23 protein-coding genes are annotated in these 23,752 nt (G+C 53.6%); 7 read left to right on the top strand and 16 right to left on the bottom strand.

Going from position 1 to position 23,752, the window contains the following annotated elements:
* Positions 1 to 13: 13 nt before the first annotated feature.
* Genes ACMAY6_RS07110 through ACMAY6_RS07055 form a run of 12 tightly spaced genes read right to left on the bottom strand, consistent with a single transcriptional unit; the run spans position 14 to position 12,297 of the window.
* Positions 14 to 478, bottom strand: a complete 465-nt coding sequence (locus ACMAY6_RS07110) for a nuclear transport factor 2 family protein (protein WP_435215689.1) — start codon at positions 476 to 478, stop codon at positions 14 to 16.
* 4 nt (positions 479 to 482) lie between these two features.
* Positions 483 to 2,192: an FAD-binding protein gene (locus ACMAY6_RS07105; protein WP_435215687.1), complete on the bottom strand. Its 1,710-nt coding sequence runs from the start codon at positions 2,190 to 2,192 to the stop codon at positions 483 to 485.
* A gap of 54 nt (positions 2,193 to 2,246) precedes the next feature.
* The gene (locus ACMAY6_RS07100) at positions 2,247 to 3,035 is read right to left on the bottom strand and encodes an SDR family oxidoreductase (RefSeq protein WP_435215686.1); all 789 of its coding nucleotides are present in this window, start codon (positions 3,033 to 3,035) and stop codon (positions 2,247 to 2,249) included.
* Between the two features lie 10 nt (positions 3,036 to 3,045).
* Positions 3,046 to 4,239 carry an acyl-CoA dehydrogenase family protein gene (locus tag ACMAY6_RS07095; protein ID WP_435215684.1) on the bottom strand — a complete coding sequence of 398 codons (1,194 nt, stop codon included), beginning with the start codon at positions 4,237 to 4,239 and terminating at the stop codon, positions 3,046 to 3,048.
* Positions 4,229 to 5,380, bottom strand: coding sequence for an acyl-CoA dehydrogenase family protein (locus ACMAY6_RS07090; RefSeq protein WP_435215683.1), 1,152 nt, complete (start codon positions 5,378 to 5,380; stop codon positions 4,229 to 4,231). The genes ACMAY6_RS07095 and ACMAY6_RS07090 overlap by 11 nt, the downstream gene beginning before the upstream one ends.
* Positions 5,381 to 5,390: 10 nt before the next feature.
* Positions 5,391 to 6,278, bottom strand: coding sequence for an SDR family oxidoreductase (locus tag ACMAY6_RS07085; protein WP_435215681.1), 888 nt, complete (start codon positions 6,276 to 6,278; stop codon positions 5,391 to 5,393).
* A gap of 11 nt (positions 6,279 to 6,289) precedes the next feature.
* Positions 6,290 to 7,447 carry an acetyl-CoA C-acetyltransferase gene (locus tag ACMAY6_RS07080; protein ID WP_435215680.1) on the bottom strand — a complete coding sequence of 386 codons (1,158 nt, stop codon included), beginning with the start codon at positions 7,445 to 7,447 and terminating at the stop codon, positions 6,290 to 6,292.
* 11 nt (positions 7,448 to 7,458) lie between these two features.
* Entirely contained in the window at positions 7,459 to 8,550 is a 1,092-nt protein-coding gene (locus ACMAY6_RS07075) for an acyl-CoA dehydrogenase family protein (protein ID WP_435215678.1), read from the bottom strand.
* A 12-nt stretch (positions 8,551 to 8,562) separates the two neighbouring features.
* A complete protein-coding gene (locus tag ACMAY6_RS07070; RefSeq protein WP_435215676.1) occupies positions 8,563 to 9,729 on the bottom strand; it encodes an acyl-CoA dehydrogenase family protein in 1,167 nt (388 codons plus the stop codon).
* A gap of 2 nt (positions 9,730 to 9,731) precedes the next feature.
* Complete coding sequence (locus ACMAY6_RS07065; protein WP_435215675.1) at positions 9,732 to 10,610, bottom strand: enoyl-CoA hydratase; 879 nt, start codon at positions 10,608 to 10,610, stop codon at positions 9,732 to 9,734.
* Positions 10,607 to 11,413, bottom strand: coding sequence for a CoA-transferase subunit beta (locus ACMAY6_RS07060; RefSeq protein WP_435215674.1), 807 nt, complete (start codon positions 11,411 to 11,413; stop codon positions 10,607 to 10,609). Before ACMAY6_RS07060 ends, ACMAY6_RS07065 begins: the two co-directional genes overlap by 4 nt.
* Positions 11,414 to 11,424: 11 nt before the next feature.
* Positions 11,425 to 12,297, bottom strand: a complete 873-nt coding sequence (locus ACMAY6_RS07055) for a CoA transferase subunit A (protein WP_435215672.1) — start codon at positions 12,295 to 12,297, stop codon at positions 11,425 to 11,427.
* 146 nt (positions 12,298 to 12,443) lie between these two features.
* On the opposite strand from ACMAY6_RS07055, the gene ACMAY6_RS07050 reads away from it, so the two are divergent.
* From ACMAY6_RS07050 to ACMAY6_RS07030, 5 genes are all read left to right on the top strand, one after another.
* On the top strand, positions 12,444 to 14,042 hold the full coding sequence (locus ACMAY6_RS07050) for a FadD3 family acyl-CoA ligase (protein WP_435215670.1): 1,599 nt from the start codon (positions 12,444 to 12,446) through the stop codon (positions 14,040 to 14,042).
* A 15-nt stretch (positions 14,043 to 14,057) separates the two neighbouring features.
* Positions 14,058 to 14,966 (top strand): VOC family protein, encoded by a 909-nt coding sequence (locus ACMAY6_RS07045; RefSeq protein ID WP_435215668.1) that lies wholly within the window; start codon positions 14,058 to 14,060, stop codon positions 14,964 to 14,966.
* A 159-nt stretch (positions 14,967 to 15,125) separates the two neighbouring features.
* Positions 15,126 to 16,256: a flavin-dependent monooxygenase gene (locus tag ACMAY6_RS07040; protein ID WP_435215666.1), complete on the top strand. Its 1,131-nt coding sequence runs from the start codon at positions 15,126 to 15,128 to the stop codon at positions 16,254 to 16,256.
* Entirely contained in the window at positions 16,256 to 17,101 is an 846-nt protein-coding gene (locus ACMAY6_RS07035) for an alpha/beta fold hydrolase (protein WP_435215664.1), read from the top strand. The genes ACMAY6_RS07040 and ACMAY6_RS07035 overlap by 1 nt, the downstream gene beginning before the upstream one ends.
* A 119-nt stretch (positions 17,102 to 17,220) precedes the next feature.
* Complete coding sequence (locus tag ACMAY6_RS07030; RefSeq protein ID WP_435215662.1) at positions 17,221 to 18,363, top strand: helix-turn-helix transcriptional regulator; 1,143 nt, start codon at positions 17,221 to 17,223, stop codon at positions 18,361 to 18,363.
* Positions 18,364 to 18,456: 93 nt separating this feature from the next.
* Here the strand turns inward: ACMAY6_RS07030 and ACMAY6_RS07025 are convergent, their stop codons facing one another.
* The 4 genes from ACMAY6_RS07025 to ACMAY6_RS07010 form a co-directional block, all read right to left on the bottom strand.
* A complete protein-coding gene (locus ACMAY6_RS07025; RefSeq protein WP_435215660.1) occupies positions 18,457 to 18,777 on the bottom strand; it encodes a hypothetical protein in 321 nt (106 codons plus the stop codon).
* Between the two features lie 83 nt (positions 18,778 to 18,860).
* Complete coding sequence (locus ACMAY6_RS07020) at positions 18,861 to 19,235, bottom strand: nuclear transport factor 2 family protein (RefSeq protein WP_435215658.1); 375 nt, start codon at positions 19,233 to 19,235, stop codon at positions 18,861 to 18,863.
* A gap of 150 nt (positions 19,236 to 19,385) precedes the next feature.
* Positions 19,386 to 20,147, bottom strand: coding sequence for an enoyl-CoA hydratase family protein (locus ACMAY6_RS07015; RefSeq protein WP_435215656.1), 762 nt, complete (start codon positions 20,145 to 20,147; stop codon positions 19,386 to 19,388).
* Between the two features lie 16 nt (positions 20,148 to 20,163).
* The gene (locus ACMAY6_RS07010; protein ID WP_435215655.1) at positions 20,164 to 21,234 is read right to left on the bottom strand and encodes an NAD(P)H-dependent flavin oxidoreductase; all 1,071 of its coding nucleotides are present in this window, start codon (positions 21,232 to 21,234) and stop codon (positions 20,164 to 20,166) included.
* A gap of 172 nt (positions 21,235 to 21,406) precedes the next feature.
* Between ACMAY6_RS07010 and ACMAY6_RS07005 the strand changes: the two genes are divergently transcribed.
* Positions 21,407 to 23,086, top strand: a complete 1,680-nt coding sequence (locus ACMAY6_RS07005) for a class I adenylate-forming enzyme family protein (RefSeq protein ID WP_435215653.1) — start codon at positions 21,407 to 21,409, stop codon at positions 23,084 to 23,086.
* Entirely contained in the window at positions 23,083 to 23,748 is a 666-nt protein-coding gene (locus tag ACMAY6_RS07000; RefSeq protein ID WP_435215651.1) for a hypothetical protein, read from the top strand. Before ACMAY6_RS07005 ends, ACMAY6_RS07000 begins: the two co-directional genes overlap by 4 nt.
* The last annotated feature ends 4 nt before the right edge of the window (positions 23,749 to 23,752 follow it).

The raw sequence follows: 23,752 nt of genomic DNA, 5'->3' as shown, positions 1-23,752 counted from the left end.
CCTTGGGCGTAAGTTATTCGTTGAAGGTGGGCTTCACCCTAAGTTTTACCTGCTCACCTCGGGTGTGGTGCTCCTCCCATAGACGAACATAGCCTGTGGTAGCAATCCGCCAGACCCCGCCCTCTAGACGATATTCGTCTTCATAGAGGGCGCTACCCATGACGGTAATGTCGTGCTTTAACTGCACAAAGATGTCCTGCAGATACCAAATTCCCGTGGCGCGATCACCCATTACCTCTATTTCGGGATGATGGCCATTATGCATACCAAAGGCGTCGGCACTAAACGACTTGCGATAGAAGGCCTCCAACGCGGGCCATCCGGTTAAATCGAAATCGTAATCAGCCCCCTTAAACTTTGCCGTTGCATCCTCGGTAAAAACGCTCTGCAGTCCCCCAATATTGCGGGTGTCCAAAAAACGAAAATACCGTGCTTTTAGCTGCTTGATTAGCTCAATAGCTTCTAGGTCCAACGCCATCGCTTTAGCCCTCAATACCGTTAATTAGCTTCGCGCTTTGGTAGGCCATAGTCATAGCCGGTCCCAGAGTTGCGCCGGGACCCGGGTAAGTCGGCAATATGGCTGCCGAGCAATTACCGACCGCAAACAGCCCTTCAAACACACCACCAGCCTCTAGCTTGACGCGTCCGTGCACATCAGTGTCCAGACCCCCTAGTGTGCCGAAATCTCCTGCTTCAATGCGCATGGCGTAAAACGGCCCCTCATCGATGCTGGCAAGGCATGGGTTGGGCTTTATATTTGGGTCCGCATAATACCGATCGTAGGCTGATTCCCCGCGGTGAAAGTCTTCATCGATACCCGTTTCTGCGTAATGGTTCATTTTTGAGATCGTCGCCTCAAGACCCGTTGGATCAATGCCCACTTGCTCTGCGAGCTCGTGAATGGAATTTGCTTTCGCCACGAATCCTGTTTCAAACCAAGATTTTGGGATCTGCCAGTCGGGTTTCATCGCAGCGGTCATTAGAGGACCTACCATGAAATTTCGCCGAAACCGGGCATCAAAAATTTGCCAAGCTGGAGCATTGGGGCTGGCTTCACTGTGAGTCGCAAATAAATCTTTTTGAAAGGCCATATAATTTTGCGACTCATTGGCAAAACGCTCGCCGGCGCGATTAACCACGCAAGAACCCGGAAAGGATTTTTCCATAATCGCAAGCCGCGGCGTGGGCTCATCGGGCACGCAAAGCGTTGTCGTCCACCATGCATCTTTCATCAGTCGAGTTTTGGCGCCCAGGGAGAGTCCTGCCAGTAATGCATCACCTTCATTCGCGGGGTTACCCGCACTCCACTGTGTGTTAGTCGGCGCTGGTAGATATTGCTCTCGCAGTGCCTGATTTTTTTCAAAGCCCCCCGCACCTAAAACAACGCCTTTACGCGCTCTAATACGCAGGGACTGACCGCCTTGCTCTACGATCACACCAGTCACACGCCCTGCTTCTTCGACAAGGGAGGTCATTCGCGTGTTAAATAGCAGCGGAATGGAGCGCTTTTTTACTGACAGGTAAAGCCGGGCAATTCCTGCAGAACCGGTACATAAACGACGATCTATTGAGGTCCGGAAACGCCAAGCGATATCGCCAACGTAGCCTACTATCATTTTTGCCAGCAACGACTTCCAGCCTGAGGCTTGGGTCATGATGGTGTGGGCTTCAACCTGCGTGAAGTGAATACGACTGAACATGCGCATCATGTGGTGAGTCCAGCGCAAATTTTTCCAGTCATCACCCAATTCGGACATATTAATTGGCTTCGGTTCCAGAGAGCGATGGCCTGATTTGGCGCCCTCATAGTTGGTGTAATAATCGGGGTAATGCTCCAGTGATTCATAAATCACATCAGTGCGATCTGCCAAAAACTTGAGCATCTTAGGTGACTGATCGATGTAGATGTCGATCATTTCCTCGGGGACATCCTCGCCGAATAACGTCCCCATCAAATATTTTTTTGCATCCTCTGCACTGTCATCTGCACCACAAGCCTTTGCATAGTGATTGGCGGGAATCCAAATACCCCCACCAGACGTCGCGCTGGTGCCGCCTACCTTATCGGTCTTTTCAATGATCAAGACATCTTGGGTGCCCATTTCCCAATTGCACAGTGCTGCCGTCAGCGCACCATTACCAGTGCCCACAACGAGAACATCGACCTCTCGATCCCATTTGGTTTCACTCATCGCTACTCTCCCCCAATGTTCTTGCTTGCAACCACTACACTCAGCTCCGTAGCGTCAGGCATGCTGACTGGATACGGAAACGACTTCGCCCGTCATGTAGCTGGCGTAATCAGACGCCAAAAACATCATCACGTTGGCAACCTCCCAAACTTCGGCGGCCCTTCCAAATGCTTCTTTAGACGCCAACTCCTGCAACAGCTCTGGCGGTGTGGTTTTGCGCAAAAAGTCGTGCATAGCAATACTGGGCGACACCGCATTTATGCGCACACCGAACTCTGCGGCTTCCATGGCAGCACATCGGGTAAGGGCCATGACACCCGCTTTCGCAGCGGCGTAATGACACTGTTCCTTCTGAGCACGCCAACCCAATACCGAGGCGTTGTTGACGATCACCCCAGCTTGGCGGGGTTGCATAACGCGCAACATGGCTCGAGTCATTCGCATGGTTCCTGTCAACGTAATATCGATAACGCGATGCCATTCCTCATCGCTCATATCAACCAAGTTCTTTGTGCCGCCCAGACCCGCGTTATTTATCAGAATATCAACACCGCTAGTCGCTTTTTCTGCCGACGTTACGAGGTGCTGCACCGCGTCTTCATCGGTGACATCTGCCAAAAAACCGTAAATACCAACTTCTGAATTCAGGGCCTGTAGGCGCTCAGCCGCCTCTGCGAGGCGCCCTTCATGCACATCACTGATGACAACGGCTCTTGCGCCTTCCTCGACTGCTCGCTGAGCGGCGGAAAAACCAATGCCAGCGCCTGCTGCTGCAGTGATTAAAACCGCTTTACCAGCCAACAGTTGATGGCCTGGTACATAGGCTGGAATCGTTGCGCTCATAGGTACTCTCCTAGGACTCGCCGCGGGGCTCTCTGGGCATACCCAGAGCGCGCTCGGCAATAATGTTGCGCTGAATTTGATTAGTCCCACCGTAAATGGTGTCGGCTCGGGTAAAGAGAAACAATGACTGAAGTCGGCCCAAGCTGTAGGGAGCAGCCTCCAAAATTTCGGCCTCAGGGCCCAACACATCCATCGCTAGCTTGCCCAAATTTCGGTGCCAACTTGACCAGCACAATTTGTAGATCATAGCTTCTCTATTCAAACTGCCATCATCACCGCCCGATAACATACGTAAGCTGTTATAGCGCAATGTTCGCAGGCCAATATGAGCCTCTGCAATGCGTTGACGGATTGCAGGGTTTTTACCCGTACCATTCTCTCGGGCAATACGGATGATCTCGTCCAATTCGGTCTGAAATAACATTTGCTGACCCAAGGTGGAGACACCTCGCTCAAAACCCAATAGCCCCATCGCTATCTTCCAGCCCTGTCCAGGCTCTCCAACGATGTCATCACTGCTGCATAGCGCGTCGTCAAAAAACACCTCGTTAAACTCTGCCGTGCCCGTGAGCTGGGTAATAGGCCGAATCGTGACACCGGGCTGATTCATAGGGACAAGAAAAAAGCCCAACCCCTTATGGCCCTTTTCAGCAAGGTCGGTTCTGGCAAGAACAAAAACAAAATCAGACTCGTGGGCGAGAGACGTCCATACCTTCTGGCCGGTGATTCGCCAGCTCTGGGTACTCTCGTCTAATACCGCCCGGGTGCGCACTGCGGACAAATCAGATCCAGCACCGGGCTCTGAATAACCCTGACACCAGAGCTCTTTTCCCGCTCTAATGCCGGGAAGATAGCGTTGCTTTTGCGACTCTGAACCAAACGCTAATAGGGTTGGCCCAGTGAGGGTTTCGCCAATATGACCAACACGACCGGGGCCACCGGCCCTCGCATATTCTTCGTTAAAAATAACTTGCTGCTCGATGGTTGCGCCCTTGCCTCCCCAGTCCTCTGGCCAGCCTATACACGTCCATCCCCCCTCCGCTAAGCGCGCCTCCCAAGCTTTACGCTCTTCGACGTAAACATGCTCATCACCCGGGCCACCGCGGTGGCGAATCGAAGAAAAATCCCCCGCCAAATTGTCTGTCAGCCAGTCCGAAACCTCGCCGCGAAATTGCTCGTCTGCCTCTGTAAACCTAAGCTGCATGGCAATCGTCTCCATCAAGCAGCATAGCCGCAAGCACCTCTCGCTGCTCATCGGGACGCCCTAGATAGGCTTCCATGGAGCGGGCTCGCTTAAAATAGAGCTGGATGTCGTACTCTTCGGTGATACCCACACCACCGTGCAACTGAATACCAGTTCCGGCGCAGAAAAAAGCGGCATCACCCGCTGAGGATGCGAGCATTGCCGCCGCTTCCCGGAGATCCGCCGAGGGCGCAGTCGCCTTTAACGTCTCATCGCCCACGCAGGCAGCGTAATAAAGCAGTGATCTTGCGGATTCGACTTTAAGCATCATATCCGCAGCTTTATGTTTTATCGCCTGATAGGACGCAATGGTTCTGCCAAATTGCACCCGCTCACTGACGTAAGACACGCTTTGGTCAAGACTCGCCTGGGCGCAGCCCACTTGCTCGGCCCCCACCATGATACGGCTAAGATCCAGCACTGCCTCCAGATGTTGCCCCCAGTCGGTTGCCAGGCAGTCCTCATCATTAACAGCAACACCTGAGAGTTGCAGAAGACCCATGGGGCGGGTTTGATCCATAGTGGGCATCCTCGAGAACGCAACCCCAGCCTGATTAGCAGCGACCCGAAACAAACCCAATTTGTTGTCGATTTGCGCGACCACCAGCAGTGCATCGGCTGAATTTCCCGAGGCAATAAAGCGAGCTTCTCCCTGTAGCGTCCACCCACTAGGGACCTCGGTCGCGACAATTTCTACCCCTTGGCCATCCCAATGAGGGCGCGCCGCTGTATGGGCAAAAGCCACCAACTGACCCCGCGCAAGGTCGTCCAACATCGTTTTTGCCAGAGGCTGATCGACTACGGTGCGCAGTGCCAGCGCGCTTTGCGTTCCTGCAGCCAAAGGTGCCGGCGTTAAGAAACGCCCCATTTGTTCGAGCACTATCACAACCTCGAGCAGGCCCAAGCCTAGGCCTCCAAACTCTTCAGGAACCAAGATTGCCTGCCAGTACATATCGGTACAAATCTTCTCCCACAGGCGCTCATCAATGCCTGAGTTCGAAGCCATAGCCGCCCTGACCGCAGGACTGTCCGAATGCTCAGAGAGAAACCCCTCAACAGAGTCTCTCAGCATGAGCTGCTCGTCTGTAAAACTGAATCTCACCGATCGATCCTCAAGTTCCCCAAACCGTTTGCGCTGGCACTTCGGCTTCCAACAGGGCATCAAACGCCGTACCCACATCTTGAGGTGCCCAGCGCGCTTTGCGATCAACGCCCTCGGTACTGCGCCAGCCGTCTGCGATAGCAATGCGCCCCCCCTCAGCTTCTATAATTCTGCCGGAGACATGTTCGCTCATGGGTGAACACAACCAGGCAACAACCGAGGAGACATTTTCTGGCGCGAAATGATCAAACCCGCCGTCTTCTGGCGCTGCCATACGCGTGGCCATTTCAGGCACTGCCGTTGTCATGCCCGTTCGGGCAACAGGACATATCGCATTTGCCGTCACTCCATACCGGCCAAGTTCAGCCGCCTGATTGAGGGTCAATGCGGCGATGCCGGCTTTCGCAGCTGCGTAATTTGACTGTCCAATGGAGCCCTGAAGCCCCGCACCGGATGTCGTGTTCACAATGCGACCGCTGACAGTATGGCCCGCTTTAATTTGATGGCGCCAATATTGAACTGCATGGCTTGCGAGGCAAAAATGCCCTTTCAAATGAACCGCCATTACTGCGTCCCAGTCGGCCTCGCTCATCGATGCAAACATGCGATCGCGATTATTTCCCGCGTTGTTGACCACCCCATGAAGGTCACCAAAGGTTGCAAGCGCCTGCTCAATCGCCTTACCCGAACTTTCATAATTAGTAATATCGGACGCGTTGGTGACCGCCTGTCCGCCGGCGGCAATAATTTCCGCTACCACAGCATTAGCAGCGTCCAGATTGATGTCATTCACCAATACCGCGGCACCCTCTGCTGCTAAGGTGCGTGCATGGGCTGCACCTAAGCCTCCACCCGCACCCGTAACGATCACCACGCGCCCCGAACATATTCCTGACATAACGTTTATCCCTAGACTCTTTCGAGGATGGTGACGTTGGCTTGACCACCGCCTTCGCACATCGTTTGCAGTCCGTATTGAACCTGTCGACGCTCCATTTCATGCAGCAGTGTGGTCATAAGTTTTGTCCCCGTGGCACCCAGTGGGTGACCAAGCGCAATTGCACCACCATTCACGTTTGTTTGAGCATGGGGATAATCGGTCTCTGCCAGCCAAGCCATCGGCACTGGCGCGAAAGCTTCGTTAATCTCGACTAAATCAATGGCGTGTAAAGGAATGCCCGAGCGCTCAACGGCACGCGCCGTTGCCGGAATGGGCGCCGTCAGCATCCAGATAGGATCATCGCCGCGCACGGTCATGTGCGCGATACGCGCTCTGGGGGTTAGGTTGTACCGTTTCAGAGCAGCCTCTGAGACAATCAACACTGCAGAAGCGCCGTCACAAGTTTGGCTCGAGACCGCAGCTGTAATAGAGCCTCCCTCCTGCAGCGGCGTTAGCTGCGCCATAGCATCAAGGGAGGTATCACGAATCGTTTCGTCTGCAACGAGACCCTGATACGGGAGGATCTCGCGATCAAAATATCCGGCATCCGTCGCGGCGCGAGCACGACGATGAGACTCCAAAGAAAATATCTCCATCGCCTCGCGGGACAGCTGCCATTTATCGGCAATCATCTGAGCAGAGCGAAACTGTGTGACCAAGCCATCACCATAGCGGGAAACCCACCCTTCGCTACCGCTGAAAGGGTCGTTGAAACCCAACGCTTGTCCCGCCAACATCGCTGAGGAAATCGGAATGGCGCTCATCGTCTGCACACCCCCGGCGATAATCACGTCCATGGTCCCCGACATGACTGCCTGAGCCGCAAAGTGCACCGATTGCTGAGAAGATCCGCACTGACGGTCAATAGTTGTTCCCGGCACCTCGTCGCTGAGTCCCGCTGCGAGCCAACAAGTTCTGGCAATATCACCCGCGAGTGGGCCGACAGTGTCGACGCAGCCGAATATCACGTCATCATAATCAACATCGGGGATGCCATTTCTCTCGACCAGCGCTTTAAGGACTACGGCGCCTAAGTCAGCACCGTGAATTTGCGCCAAGGATCCGCGTCTTCTTCCCGTCGGTGTTCTGACGGCATCGACAATGTAGGCTTCGGCAACTTGCTTCATAACTAATCTCCTCAGGCGGCCACTGAATCGGTGATGGAACCTCGGCCGAAGGTCAAGTCAGGGCCCAACAAGGCGTTGGGTCGCAACAGCCACTCGTGAATACGATTTTTATGAAAGCCCTCATCGCCCCATTCCCGCGCTAACGCCCATGCGCGCTTGACCCAAATTTGCAGATCACACTCCCAGGTGTAGCCCATAGCACCATGGGCCTGTATGCAGTGCCTGGTCGCAAGAAGTGCTGCCCGTGCGGCCGCCACCTTGGCGTGTGACACCGCCAAATCGGCACGTGTAGGTGATATCTCTGCGGTGTAGGCAGCGCGATAAATAACGGGCTTTGCGTATTCGATCTGTACCGCAACATCGGCTAATAAATGCTTGACTGCTTGATTCACGCCGACCGGCTTTCCGAACTGCTCGCGATCGGTCGTGTACTGCACGCTTTGATCGATCATTGCCTGAGCGAGCCCAACAAGCTGGGCTGCCGAACTAAGAGCCCCTCGGTTTAGGGTGGCTCGCCAAAGCGCAGCCCCTGACTCGCCCTTGGCTAAACAGTGGGCGTCATTGGCCTCAAAGCTCACCTCAGCAATCCGCCGCGATGGGTCGACGCTTTTACAGGGTTTAATCGTGACCTCATCGGCGGGCAACAGGTAAAGGCCTTCACCGTGACCTAACAGAAACCACTCGGCATGCTCGGCAAAGTTAATAAACGGGTTGATCGGGTGACCCGTTGCAATCAGTGCACCTCCCTGCAGCGCATCCAACGCCTTCTGCACAGAACCATGCCCCAGACCTTTATCTAGGACATCGACCAACAGTGGCGCCGTTACCATCGCTTGTTCGGCAATCGGTTCTGGGCAAGCGACGTAGCCACATGTTTGGGCCATCATGACAAAATCTTCCTGCCCCAGTCCCAGGCCTCCCAAAGCCTCTGGAACCAGCATGCCTAGCAACCCCAGCTCCTGAATTTGCTGAAGCAAAGGATTATCAAGACCGGATGCCGTCGACCACCGATCGCGAATACGATCAGCCGTCACCTCCGCAGTAAGAACGGATCGCGCGGCTTCGGCAAACAGCTGCTGGTCTTCAGTAAACGTAAAATCCATGATATTTGAATCCTATTTTCTGGGCATACCCAACATGCGCTCAGCAATAATATTGCGCTGTATCTCGTTCGTTCCCGCGTAAATCGGCCCTGATTGGGCAAACATGAAGCCGTCTAGCCAACCGCCCAAATCCGTAAGCTCCTGAGCCGTTTGAGGCTCTAGCTCAGCGCGAGCACCCAATAATTTCATCGCCGTTTCGTGGATCAGGAGATCCAACTCTGACCAGAATATCTTGTTGCAACTGGCCTCCGGACCAATGCTTCCGCCACCACACAACAGAGATGCCGTCTGATACGTTGAGAGTGCATAAGCCTCAGCATCCATGTAGCAGCGCAGGACCGCATCTTCTATCGTCGGATCCAGCACTTCGTTTCTGCGAGCGCGATAAAGTTCTATCAGTCGTTTTGCCGCCTGCTGAAAGCGCGCGGGGCTACGCAACATAAGGCCACGCTCAAAACCCGCAGTTGCCATGGCGATGCGCCACCCCTCGCCTTCGCCGCCAAGAAGGTTAAACGCAGGGACTCGAACCTCATCGAAAAAGATTTCGGCAAATCCAGGCAATCCGTTGAGCTGGGGAATCGGTCTTACCGTGATCCCCTCGGCATCAAGGGGCACCAAGATTTTAGAGAGGCCGTGATGGCGTTCTGAATCAGGATCGGTGCGGAACAGGCCAAAAACCCAGTCTGCGTACACAGCCCGGGTCGACCAAATTTTCTGCCCGCTAATGACAAAATCATCCCCATCCCTCACGGCCCGACAACGAATGGCCGCCATATCTGACCCAGCATTCGGCTCTGACCAACCCTGAGCCCAAATCTCATCACCCTTTGCCATGGCCGGAATGAACCGGGCCTTCTGTGCCTCAGTGCCATACTCCATCAAGGTTGGACCGAGCAAAAATATGCCATTTTGGTTAACTCTTAGAGGTGCGCCCGCTCGGTAGTATTCCTCTTCAAAAATTAACCACTGAAGCAAATCACAGCCTCGCCCACCAAACGCCTCTGGCCAGGTCACCATGCCCCAGTGTCCCTGAGCCAAAGTTCGCTCCCATTCGCGGTGCGCTTCAAAGCCCTCAGCGGTATCAAAAGAAGGTAGCGGTGTCTTGGGCACGTTTGCTGCCAACCACTTCCGCACTTCGTCCCGGAAAACAATTTGTTCCTCGGTGTAGCGTAAATCCATAGTCAGCTCTTATCCTGCTCTTTGTTTGCAGCCGCCATTGCCTTGGCATCAAAGCCACCCAGCTTGTCGCCTGACACGAGGTCATTATGGGCATGGGAAAAATGATGCCAGGCAAACGCCGCTTCCATTCCCGAGCGCTTTCCCTGCAAGTCTTCTACATGGTTAATAGCCTGCTTGGTCAAGGCGAGCCCCAGGCGCGGCATGCCAGCGATTTTTTCAGCGAGCGCTGTGACATCTTCAATCAGTGCTTCTCGACTGCTGATCTGATTGACCATACCCATTTGCCAAGCCCGCTCAGCACCCATTTTGTTGCCGGTAAACAAGAACTCTTTTGCAATACGGGGGTTCAACTCATAGGGGTGCGCGAAATATTCCACGCCGGGAATACCCATACGCACAACCGGATCTGAAAAATATGCGTCATCGGTTGCAACAATCAGATCGCAAATCCAAGCCAACATTAGCCCGCCAGCGATACAAGCGCCCTGCACTGCCGCAATGGTTGGCTTCGGTATATCCCGCCAGCGCCGGCACATTCCCAAGTAAGCCTCTGCCTCACGCACGTACAAAAACTCCCCGCCTTCCTTGTTGGCGTGGTCGTACCACATGGAAACGCGATCCTGGCTGAGATGCACATCCCTACCGGGAGTCCCGATATCATGCCCCGCCGAAAAATGCTTTCCCTCACCGCGCAGGACAATGACTTTAACCGCGTCATCGGCAACCGCCCGCTTAAAGGCATCGTCGAGTTCATAGGTCATGCGGCCATTTTGGGCGTTGTTGTACTTTGGACGATTCATGGCAATCCAAGCAATGCCGTTTTCAGCCGAGTAGGTCACGATATCGTGCTCTTCGACACTCGACGTGTTGTCTTCAGTCATGATTGTGTCTCCTCTGTCTGACGGATACCTGCAGGATTATTTTTGAGCTGTCGCGCCCGCACATTGAGTGGATCTAATTGGCTCAACAGATCAAACTGCTCATCAGAGGGCATCGTTGTTTCGCCAATATCGTCAGCCACGGCCAACTCAAAGCCCGTGTTGTCTTGCACCTCATCCAACCCCACGCCCGGATGCAACGTCACCACACGCATTTGTTTATTGGGGCCGTTAAAATCGAGAACACAAAGATTTGTGACGACTGTTCGGACATCAATATCAGAAAAGCTATATCCCCTTGGCAAACGGCCGTTGTTGTAGCCCACGGAACACACTACGTCGCACTCGCCCTCGACAAACACCCGGCGACTGTGGCTGGGCACAAAAAAGGAGTTGGCATGGGATATTGAGTTACCGGGAAAGCCTCTGACTCCAAGCAGCTGCACTTTTGGTGCTTGGTGGGTGCCTCCGAGGGCGGAAATATTGCTTTGGCCAAACCGATCAATCTGCGACGGACCCACCAAGGCATGTCGACGCCCACTCCAGACGTTGTCAAAAATCCGCGCAAATCCCATCCAGTTTTCATTAGCCTGTCCTTCATGGCTTTTAAGACCGCTGACGGCATTAGGCTGGGACAACACGTAAGACTGGCTGTCAGTCATCAATAGATCAGGATTTGAGGAGCGCATTGCCAAGCTCGCAGCCAACCTTGGCAGCAAACCTATTCCGGTAACGAGCACCTCACCCTCATCATCAAAAATACGGCTGGCGGCACACACCATTAATTCAGCTAGAGTAAATTGCATATAATCGAACCTCAGTAGACTGGCAGTGGCAGCGACTGGATGGCCTCTAAACCGCCCACAGCACTTTGGTAGGACACCTCACTGTCACCCAGAAAAGCGTCGGCCCAAGCGCTGTAACCCCCCTCGTTTAGCAGCTCGCCATAACGCTTGAAATGCTCAACGTCAAAGCCGTAGAGAGGATCACTCGAACTCGGATGCGCGCCACCGGGAGCATGAACGACGGCCTGGGTGCAATTGCGCTCCCAAAAGACGCGCCTCGCAATCTCGGGGTCATGAAAATGCTGTGAAGGCACCACTTCGTCAACAGCGACAATAGTGTGTTTAGCAGCTCGTACAAATAAATCGTCCATGTAGTGATCGGGGCTGGCAATCTCACAAACACCTCGGGCATCTGCTCTTGTCGCATGCACTAAAGCCACATCGGGCGTGAGGGCTGGCATCGCCACCCATTCCTTCTCATCGTAGGGGCTGTCAATCAGGGTCAGATCGGGGGCGTTCTTGAGCACATCTGTTCCCAAACCAATACGCGTCGGGATAAAAGGGCAACCCCACGCACCGGCTCGCAACCCTAACAACAGCATACCCTCATCGATTTCCATGACCTCTATCGCACCGGATTCTCGGGCTTTACGAAAAGCCGGTTCCAAGGGCATAAAATCGAGGGATACGAAGGCATAGATGACCTTGCGTACTTTACCCGCCGCACACAGGAGCCCCACATCGGCACCCCCATAAGCAATCACCGTTAAATCTTTGACTGGCGATCGAAGCAGTTCACGGATTAGCGCCATGGGCTTGCGGCGCGGGCCCCAACCTCCAATTCCAATCGTCATACCATCTTCGATCACAGACACGGCTGCGCTGGCTGACACCAGTTTGTCCATGACAAGCTTCCTGTAAGAGAAAAACACTGAGAATTTAGTATCAAATTCGCCTCAATGAGTATCATCCCCCATTGAGACTATGACAGGGGTTAATCAGCCCTTTAGCGTGTCAGCTGTAAACTGCGTTCACGTAATTGGAGCCATCGATGACCACTGCACCCACTCAATTGCCCGGTACCATCCCCGCGCTTTTGTCGAGTCGGGCCGCCGCGACACCCGATAAACCCTTCATCGTCGACGGCACTGTGACACTCACCTACAGAGAAACCCAAGAACAAGCCAAAGCATTGGCCGCCTGGCTGCTAAACATGGGCTGCCAACTCGAAGATCGCGTCGCAATATGGGCGCCCAATTGCCAGCAATGGATCGTGGCAGCTTTGGGAGCACAGATGGTAGGCGCAACCGTCGTAACCCTGAACACACGCTACAAAGGCGGAGAAGCTGCCGACGTTTTGCAACGCAGCGGAGCACGATTTCTGTTTTCAGTAGAGCAGTTTTTGGACGTGAATTACCCTGCCCTACTGCAACCTTTTGAACTGACGGACTTGGTCACCACCGTGACTCTGCGGGTACATTCCCAATCGGACCACTTCGCTAATGTCTTAGAGGAAGGTCGAAATATCTTGAGCTCTCAACAGGGCGAGGCCGCACTCGCAGCCGCTGCTGCGAAGGTCACAGGCAACACCACTTCAGACATATTATTCACCTCAGGAACCACGGGGCAAGCCAAAGGCGTTGTCACGGATCACGGGCAAAATTTGCAGGCGTTTGCTGCCTTTGTTGATATTTTGGGGCTAGATACCGACGACCATTACTTGATCATTAACCCCTTCTTTCACAGCTTTGGCTATAAAGCGGGGTGGCTCGCGACAATGATCGCCGGAGCAACAGCTTATCCCCTTGCCGTCTTCGATGTGCCGTCAGTTATCGAACAGATTGAACAGCATTCCATCAACGTTATGCCGGGCCCACCCACATTGTTTCAATCATTAATGGCTCACAAAGATTTTGATCGCGACAAACTGAAAACCCTGACAAAAGCCACTACCGGTGCCGCCGTTATTCCCATGCAGCTCATTGAGGACATGTGGGAAAAACTTGGCTTAAAGACAGTTATCACCGCTTACGGGCTGTCTGAGACCTGCGGGTTGGTAACTATGTGCCGGCGGGGCGATGATGCCCACACGATCGCGACAACGTCGGGCCGCAGCATACCCAATATCGACGTCGCTATTTTCGATAACCAAGGCCATGCACTCGCTCCCATGGAGACCGGAGAGATCGTGGTGAAAGGCTTCAACGTCATGCGCGGTTATTTTGAAAATCCTCAGGCCACGGCAGAGACCATTGACCGCAAAGGCTGGCTGCATACAGGGGACATCGGGTTTCTGGACCCCGACGGAAATTTGCACATCACCGATCGACTAAAAGACATGTATATCTCTGGGGGGTTCAATTGCTACCCAGCTGAGATTGAGCAGCAACTTTGCCAACACCCTGCGATCGCACAAGCTGCCGTGGTTGGCGCACCCGATCCACGCATGGGTGAGGTAGGCGCCGCATTTGTTATAGCCAATAGCCCAGGACCGATTGACGACCAAGAGCTTATCGCTTGGTGTCGTGACGTTATGGCCAATTATAAAGTTCCCCGGCATTTTTTTTGGATTGACACCCTCCCCCTCAATGCCACGGGGAAAGTTTTGAAAACTGAACTCAGAAAACAACTACATCTCAATAACGCATGACAGGAGCCTATCGATATGGCGATCAAAAGTTTGGGTTACATCGGGGTTAGCAGCCAGCTAACAGAGGCTTGGCGAGAATTTGCTTGTGACGTTATGGGTCTTGAGGACGTGAGCGCACGTTGCGACGCCCAAGCCGGTGAACTGTATTTCAAGATGGATGACCACCCCTATCGCCTGTTTATCTCCCCCGGGGACTCTGAAACCTTGCAAGTTTGCGGTTGGGAGACGAATTCTGCACAGGGGTTACAAGAGGTAGCCGATGCGCTCACTCATGCCGGGGTTGATTTTACCTGGGGTGACGAGGCCCTCATCACACAAAGACGCGTGCAAAATTTATTGTGCTTTCAGGACCCATCAGGAAACCACCACGAAGCATTCTGGGGCGTGGTCTCTGATTTCAGACAATTTAACTCAGCTGCAGGGGTTCGTAACTTTGTCACGGGCAATCAAGGCATGGGACACATCGTGCTTCCCGCCCCTAACTTCGATGAGACAGCCGCTTTTTTAACTGATGTTTTGGGTTTCGGGCTCTCTGATCTCATGAAGTTGCGCTTCACCCCTGACCCCGATGAGCCGGTAACACGACTTTGGTTCATGCATTGTAATCAACGCCACCACAGCCTTGGCCTTTTTGAGATGCCCATGCCCGCGGGCTGCGTGCACATGATGCTAGAGGTTAATGACGTCGATGAAGTCGGGCGTTGCAACGATCGCCGGATCGCAGCTGATGTCAAACTCACAGGCACATTGGGTCGCCATGCCAACGACCACATGGTGTCTTTTTATATGCGCAGCCCCACGGGGTTTGATATTGAGATTGGTGCTGAGGGCCGCACGGTGGGAGATTGGAGCGCCTATCAAGTATTTGAGAGTACGGTGCCCAGCTTTTGGGGACACGATTTCAGCGTTGCCCAGCAGGACTGACCCTCCATACGGACTATCCATACGGACTAACCCTCCGTTTGGATAATCGGTTACCACATACGGGTGATGTAGGTTCGTGGCGCCTTTGTAAGGATGCGTTATCGAACTACCCGCTAGGCCGGCCCAATGTGGTCAAACAATTAAAAATAGGGGAAACGCATGAGCAGCCATCAACCCGTCGTAACCGATCAAATTCTTGACCTTATCGAGAGTCGATCAGACGAACAGCGCGGCAACCGCAGGATGAGTAAAGAGGTCGTACAGGCGCTCAAGGACTGCGGCTTTTACACAATGATGCTGCCAAAAAAATGGGGCGGCCAAGAACAGCGACCGCAAGAATTTTTCCGCGAACAAATCCGAATTGCCGAAGCCGACATGAGTACGGCCTGGGCAAGCGGCATTATTGCGGTACACGCTTTCCAAATCGCGCTGATGTCTGAAGAAGCCCAGCGCGAAGTTTACGAGGCCGACCCCAACACACTGGTCAGTAGCTCTTACAACCCGGTGGGTGCCAAAGCGGCCAGCTGCGACGGCGGGTTCATGCTCAGCGGTCGATGGGGCTGGAGCTCCGGCTCCGAGCACTGCAGCTGGGCCCTACTGGGAGGGGTAATTCCCGGTGATGGCTATCGCACTTTTCTAGTACCTCGCGACCAGTACGACATCGAAGACACATGGAATGTGATGGGGCTTCAAGGTACGGGCTCCAACGACGTGGTCATTGACACTCCAATCTTCGTTCCTGACCACCGAACTCACAAACAGATGGACGGGTTCAATTGCGTCAATGACCAGGAAAATCCCGTTTACAACCTATCATGGGCGCAAACTTTTGTGAGGGTCGTGAACTCCTCCGCCATTGGGGCTCTGAAGAAGGCCCTGAAGATTTTTATCGAAACCCGAACCGCCTCCGCGACAAGCGATCCAACAAAGCTAGCCGGGGACGTGGAAACACAGACCCGTATCGCTCAAGTCATGAACACCATTGCAGAGCTCGAAGCGGTCATGTTTCATAACTTCGACAAAATGGAGAGCAGTGACTGGAAGCCATCAATCGAGGAACGCGTACTCTTTCGCTATCAGGCTTCCCTCGTCATCGACAAAGCCATTGACGCGATCGACACACTTTTTGACGTGGCGGGAGGACGCGCGGTATTTAACGGGCATCCACTGCAAAATCTTTGGCATGACATTCATATCGCGCGCTGTCATGTCGCAAACAACCCGACGGGATTTGCGCGCAATCTGGGTGCTATGCAACTCGGCATTGAAAATAAGGATGTCTTCGTTTAATGCCATCTAATCCCGCAAAGCCTCAATTCCTGGAGACTTCTCAGGGGTTATCGATCCATTACACGGATCATCACGCTACGGGCAGTGAACAGGGCACGCTGGTATTTATTCACGGCAGTGGCCCCGGGGCTAGCGGCTGGAGTAACTTCAAACACAATATCGCTGCCTTCCAAACCGCGGGCTACCGCTGTGTTGTTTATGACCAGTGGGGCTATGGCCAAACTGACAAGCCCACCGACATCGATCACACACTGGAATTCTTTGTCGATGGATTAGTTGCATTGCTCGATGCCCTCGGGCTGCATGGCGTCACGTTAGTGGGCAATTCATTAGGTGGCGCTGTGGCATTGGGGCTGGCGCTGAAACACCCCGAACGGGTGCAAAAGCTGATACTCATGGCACCCGGTGGCATTGAGTCCAGAGAAGATTATTTCGCTATGGAAGGGATACAAACCATGGTGAAACACCCAATGGGTTCTCCAGAATTTACACGAGATGTCTTAGGTAAACTACTGACTTTATTGGTTTATGATGCAGATATTGTCGACGAGGAGCTGATTGACGAACGCTGGACTACACTCCAAACCCAAAACAGTCACGTGTTGGCCACAATGGCCATTCCTGACCTCAGTGGTCAGGTGAGCCAGCTAAACCACCCCATACTGGTATTTTGGGGTACCGAGGACAAATTCTGTCCCGCAAGTGGTGTCTGGAAAATGCTCAAAGGCGGCGGTCAGGTACAGGCGGAGTTGCTGAACCATTGCGGCCACTGGGTAATGACCGAATACCCTGAATTGTTTAATACCCGAAGCCTAGAGTTTCTGGCGACAACAACCCGTTACTAATACTCGGGCCCTGCCCTCACCAATACTAAAAGCGGTTGCAGAGTGCCACAGGTTTTCATTGACCTTTCTTTTCTCTGCGCTATCTTGAAGCGAGCGATGTTTAAGGCAGTTTTGACTCGATGACTCAAGCAAATCTAGAAGAATTGTCTCGCCTGCTCGGGCTGCTCTACGATGGTCACATCGAAGAGGACCCTTACAACGGCTTTTTGGCTGAAACACGGCGCTTAATAGGCAGTAACTTTGGCTCAATTACGATGCGTGAGCCCCATGGCGATGATGGTGGCCTGCTCTTCGTTTCCTCCGATGTTTTGCAAAAAACTTTTGTTGATGATCACGACAACCCCTACACCGATCGTCACTACACCTCCAACCTGATGACCAACCTCCCCTGGGGTCAGGTCGTGTGTCTCGATGAGTGCATTTCCTACAGCCAACTTGAAAACACCGACCTCTACCGCTTTTGCATGGCGCCGGTTGATATCCACCATATGGCGGGAGTGGATCTGCGAAACGCCAATGGCCAACGCTTCAGCGTGCGCTTTTGTCGACCGAAGGCTTCCGATAATTTCGGCGCAGAAGAGCGAGAATTTCTGGCGCTGCTCGCGCCCCATATTCAACGGGCTGTCGCCAACGGCATGCAACTGATTCAGTTGGACAAGGAGCGTCGCCTCTACAGCTCCACGATTACCCGACAGTCTGTCGGCGTGGTGACTCTCGATGAACGTGGCAAAGTCGTCACCCGGAACGTCGTCGCTGACAACATCATTCGCGAAAAAGATGGCCTGACTATCGTCAACGAACAAATTTACCTAGAGAGCTCTAGTGCCCGGGGAAAATTTAACGAGTTTATTGATGCCATCGTTAGTGCCCAACGCAATCAGGATACGGCGCCGACCAATGCCCTTGCCGTGGAGCGGCCCTCGGGGCGTCCAGACCTGGAAATACTGGTAAAGCCCATGATGATCGACAAAACGGTAGAGCCTGGGCACACCGCTCACATGACCGTATTCATTAACGAACCCGAGCGCAGCTACGAGATCGATACACGCATATTGATGTCGCTGTACAACCTCACAAAAGCGGAGGTGAATTTGGCCAAGCTACTTGCTGAGGGCGACAACCTGGATCAGGCCTCCGCGGAGCTCGGCATTGCCAGAAATACGGCCCGAGCTCAGTTGCGTTCGATCTTCGCTAAAACCGGCGTTTCTCGCCAATCCATGCTGGTAAGCCTCATGCTAAAAAGCGTGGTCACCTACTCCTAAAGTCCAAGAGCCACTAGCCAGGCGCAGGATACCCCTGTGGCATTCTAGGTTTTTGCCTGTTTCAACTCAGGGATATGAGCGGCTAAGGCTGCACTAGGTCCATTTAAAAAACGCAATTGCTGAGAGCAGCACAGCCACAACATAGCCCAAAAACCATCTACCTGTGGCCTTTGCGTGTCGTTCGCAAGCGAGCACCCTCGGATTATCAACAGTCGCCAGCAGGCGCTTGCGAGAGGGAGAGACCCAAAACAGAAAAGGAGCGAGCGAGTGGTTTGAGACATCTAACTTCGCCCAAGTTTCGGGCTCGTGAATGGCCACGGCCCGGTAATAACGATACTCCGCAATGCTTGCTCGCAGCATCAGCAATAACCAACCGATCAGTAGTACCACACTCAATATCGAGAATATCGACATCTGTCACCGACTCCACTTGCCCTTCGTAATTTACGGTAAGCATCTGCCACGACGCAACGTAGTAAATCGTGATGCCTGCAAGCCTAGGCCTTGGCACCCACATTATCGGAACCCCAAAAAGCCCGCATCAAATCGACTTTGCCCTCTTCATTGAAACGGAAAACATCGATGATGTTAATTTGGATTTCCTCACCCGGTTGCCCCGCGATCACCTGAAACGGGAACGCAACTTCATTGCCCGCGAGTCTTGGTGCCCCGGTGAGAGTCGCCGCAACCACGCCGGTGACAGCGCCCGTATAAAATGACCGTAGCGCGTCTTGGCCGGTGCGCGCCTCCGTACCTACCGGATCCTCAACTGTCGCATCAGCGGCATATAAATCAAGAATCGCATCAACGTCATTGGTTACCAACGACTGAATATAAGTTTCACACACTCGCAGTGCTTGATCGTAAGTCATCTTGGAAACCCTCTGTTGTCTCTGTCTGTCGAATAAGCCCGCAACAAACGGGCCGTTACTATTGGATGGATGCACCTTGCGGGTACCTAGGGTGCCGTCGAACTGCCACCTGTTAGCAGACTGCTCAGACCTGCCATGAGAGGCTCGGGCTCATCCCTCAGGCTTAAAGCTCACGTCACGCTTTTCATTAAACGCGTCCCGAGCCTCTTGAGAATCTTTATAACTATAGGCTTCCAAAGTCATACCCTGCTCGCGACGATACTTAGCTTCAAGATCACCATCTTCAATACCGTTGAGTGCCTCCTTCGCAAGCTGCACCATAATGCTGCTCTTCGCTGCAATTTTCTCTGCGATTGCAGTGGCCTCAGCTAACAGGTCCCCCCGAGGGACGACCTTTTCCACAGCGCCCAACCGCCAAGCTTCCTGAGCGTCGATGAACTCACCTGTGAAATACATGTGACGTACCTTTTGCACGGGAAACATGCGCTGCAGATGAGCACCCCCACCCATAGCACCACGGTCTACCTCAGGGACCCCAAAAGTGGCGCATTCAGAAGCTACAATAATATCGGCGGCGCCAGCAATTCCGATGCCACCACCAAGCACAAAGCCGTGCAGGGCCACGATGACGGGCTTTGGATTTTTATGAATGGCTTCAAAGGTGTCGTAGTTACCCTTGTTGACCGGCACTATCATCTCGGGGTGGGCACCTAACTCTTTGATGTCGACCCCCGCACAGAAGCCCCTACCCTCAGCACTTATGACAATGACATGCACATCGCCACGAAGTCCTAGCTTGCAAATTTCTGCCGCAATAGCCGCCCATTCACTGCTATCAAAAGCATTCACTGGCGGTTTGCTAAAAATAATATGTCCGATATTTGCCGCTACATGACTGGTAAATGCCGCCATTGAGCACCGTCCTCATTTAATCTGGGTGATTGCCACCGTTACGGTGTTGGTAAAGGGTTTGCAGCGTGCTATCTGCCTCGGCCATGATGCCGCTGATCAACGCATCAACCGTGGGCAAATCGTCAATTAACCCCGCGACCTGCCCCGAGGGTAAAATGCCCTCCTCCGGGCGCCCATGCACCATCGCCTCTTGAATCATCATGGGCGCATTTGCCGCCATCAGCGTTTGTCCCAACGATAATTCGCCACCACGACGCATTCGCCACGCAGACTTCAGCATGTCCCACAGTGAGCTGCCTGTCATTTTCGTAAAGGCCAGTCCGTTGCGCAATGCACGCATCAGCAAGCCGATCTGACTCGCATCTATGAGCCGAGCCAAGTAACTGTTTGCAATCATTCGCTGGGGTAAGCCATCGAGGCGTGTACTCACCACAATCTGCTCGGGCGGTGTTTTTAGATAGACCGCCTTGGTCGCATCCGGAACGGGAGATTCTTGGGTCAACAAAAACCGGGTGCCCATAGCTATGCCCTGCGCCCCCATAGCCAGAGCAGCGATCAGCCCACCACCGTCGCGAAAACCGCCCGCCGCAGCAATCGGGACAGAGACGGCACCCCGCACCTGTCCCAGCAAAATGCTGGTCGCGACAGATCCCGTATGACCACCGCCCTCGCCGCCTTGGATAACCAAGGCATCGGCACCAAGCTCTACTGCTTTAACCGCATGCTTAAAAGCGCCCACGGTCGGTATGCAAACCACCCCCGCACGTTTGAGCTTTTCGACACTGGCAGCAGAAGGTGACCGGCTGTAACTGACAGCGCGAATTTGGTGCTCGATACAAAGATCAACAATGTCCTCGGCAAAGGGCACATACATATGAAAATTGACCCCAAAAGGTGCATCGGTTTGTGCTTTTATCGCCAGGATGCCCTTTTCAATCTCGTCCAGAGTCATTACCGCACCTGCCAGAAATCCAAAGCCGCCAGCATTAGCCGTCGCGGCCACGAGGGTAGGATCCGCGACCCACCCCATGGCAGTCTGAATGATGGGATATCGGCAACCCAAAAGTTCTGTGAGCGGCGTTTGCATGAATCGTGTTGCGCTACTGTTAATTGGCGAGCACCTACCTTACTGGCGAGCTGGAAGGCAGGTCAACGGATGGCAAGGCCCTTTGATAGGCTAAAAAGACCATGACGAAGTCTCAATGACCCCCCAACATACAAGCGTTGCTAACCCTCAACCCTGCACTGGGACTCACCCTATGAGCCTATTCACACAACCCTACCACGACGCCGTTGCACAACTCACCGGCCCGGGGGCGCCGTTTGAAGTGGCATCTCAAAGCATAAATGGCCAGCCTTTGACGGCGTTTTTGCAGGCCCATAGGCTGCTGGGTGATTACTTGAACAAGGGACGCCAGCACACCGACAAACCCTTGTTGCAATACCAAGGTGAAACGTGGAGTTTTGACGACTTTTTCACCGCGGTTGATCGACTCAGTTCATGGATGATGACTGACATGGGTGTCACCGCCGGCACACCCATTGCCATAGCAATGCGTAATCGTCCGGAGTGGCTGATCGCTTTCGTCGCCATTATTAACGTCGGCGGTGTAGCCGTACCGCTAAACAGCTGGGGCAAACGGGCAGAGCTTGAACAAGGGCTTGAGGACAGTGCGGCTCAACTGCTAATTTGTGACTCCCCGAGATGGCAGTTTGTTCAGGAGAGTAATCGGGAGGTCCCAGCCCTCATTGTCGAGGGAGATGTACTGACAAACAACCAGCTCTACTTTCAAACTGTCATCGATACAAACCATCCTGACCCTATAACCCCACCCGTCGTTGATGCTCAGGATCCCGCTATTCTTTTGTTTACGTCGGGTACTTCTGGCCGCCCCAAGGGCGTCATGCTGTCGCACTTCAATTGCTGCCAAGCATTGATGAATTTGGAATTTATCGGTGCTGCGACCTACATGACAAATCAGGATGCTATGAACGCGCAACTCGCATCTTCGACGCCGCCTAAAACATTACTAGCGGTCCCCTTATTCCACATCAGCGGACTGTTCTCTCAGTTTATCGTCAATCTGCACCATGGTCGCAGCCTCTATCTGATGTACAAATGGGATGCGACCGAGGCATTGCAGCTAGTGCGGCGTGAGGAGATCACCGTTCTGATGGGCGCTCCGGTCATGATGATGGAGCTCCTTGGCAATCCTCAATTTACCAACAGCGATGCAAAACAACTCACCAATATCAGCTCAGGAGGCGCAGCGACCCCCGAGGTGTTGTCGGAGCTCTATGCGACCAAGACGGCCACTGCCTTCCCTGGAGGTGGCTGGGGCATGACCGAGACACTAGGCACAGGGGCAGCTTTCACCGGCCATTTCTGCAGTCACCGCCCCAATGCGTCTGGATTCCCCTCTCCCATTATGGAATTTAGTTTTATTGATGAGGACGGTAAACCGGCAGCGCCGGGAGTGCCCGGGGAAATCAATGTTCGCTCGAGTGCTGCTATTCAGGGTTACCACACGGGGAGCAGCGAGGAATTCCATGAAGGCTGGCTCGCGACGGGTGACGTCGGCTACATCAGTGAAGAGGGCCTGCTCTATATCTGCGGGCGCGTCAAAGACATGATTATCCGCGGCGGTGAAAACATTTACCCCAGCGAAATCGAAGCCTGTCTCATGACACTTCCCTGCTGTGTTGATGCCGCGGTCGTTGGCAAGCCAGACCCCAAATGGGGGGAGCAAGTCGCCGCGGTTGTGCAGGTGCTGCCGGGCAGTGAAGCAGACAGCGAAACCGTTATTGAACATTGTCAGCAACAACTGGCAGCTTTCAAGGTGCCTGTGCAGGTGACCTTTACCGAAAAACCTCTGCCCCGAAACGCATTACGCAAGCTGCTCAAAAATAAGATTATTGAAGAGTACTATCCCCAATGAGTGCACACGATGGCAGGCTACTCATCATATTTTACGATGAGGTACCGACGACCGAGGCAGTAAGCCTCGCACTCCTAGACCACACTGGGATCTCCTTTGCGGCGTTTGCCAAGAGGGATGACCACAGCGAGAAGGCCGCCATGTGGACACGCGACCCCTTGGGCTTCCTGCCCAGCGGGCGACTGGCCATAGACGCTGACCGCGAAACTATAGATGCGTTACTAACCTCGCCCCTCGCTACAACTTTGGGAGGAGTGGCTTACTTGTGCGAGGGAATCACCCCCCTAATGCCCCAGCTGAACGTCGGCGAACGATTCTCTGGCACCCTTCAGCTGTGCTGCTTTCAGCGTCGCACAGACATCAACGCCGTGCAGCTGCAACAATACTGGCTAGAGGAACATACCGGCGTAGCCTTGAGCACACAAAATACACTGGGCTACCGTCAAAATCGTGTGAGTCGCAGTGGGGAACCGCATTTCGACGGCATCGTTGAAGAATATTTTCCACCCGAGGCTAGCCATTCTATGGAGGCTTTTTTTGCCGACGGCGATAATGAAACTCGAATGTGGGAACACATCGAGAATCTCACAAAAAGCAGTGAGCGATTCCTGGACCTAGATCGCTCTGAGGTGATTCACCTCTCCGACACACGCATTATTTGAGGAG

It is taken from the genome of Luminiphilus sp. nBUS_16 (assembly GCF_051201645.1).
Classification (GTDB): Bacteria; Pseudomonadota; Gammaproteobacteria; order Pseudomonadales; family Halieaceae; genus Luminiphilus.
The sequence above is the reverse complement of the archived record's forward strand: the minus strand, read 5'-3'. Positions and strand labels throughout refer to the sequence as shown.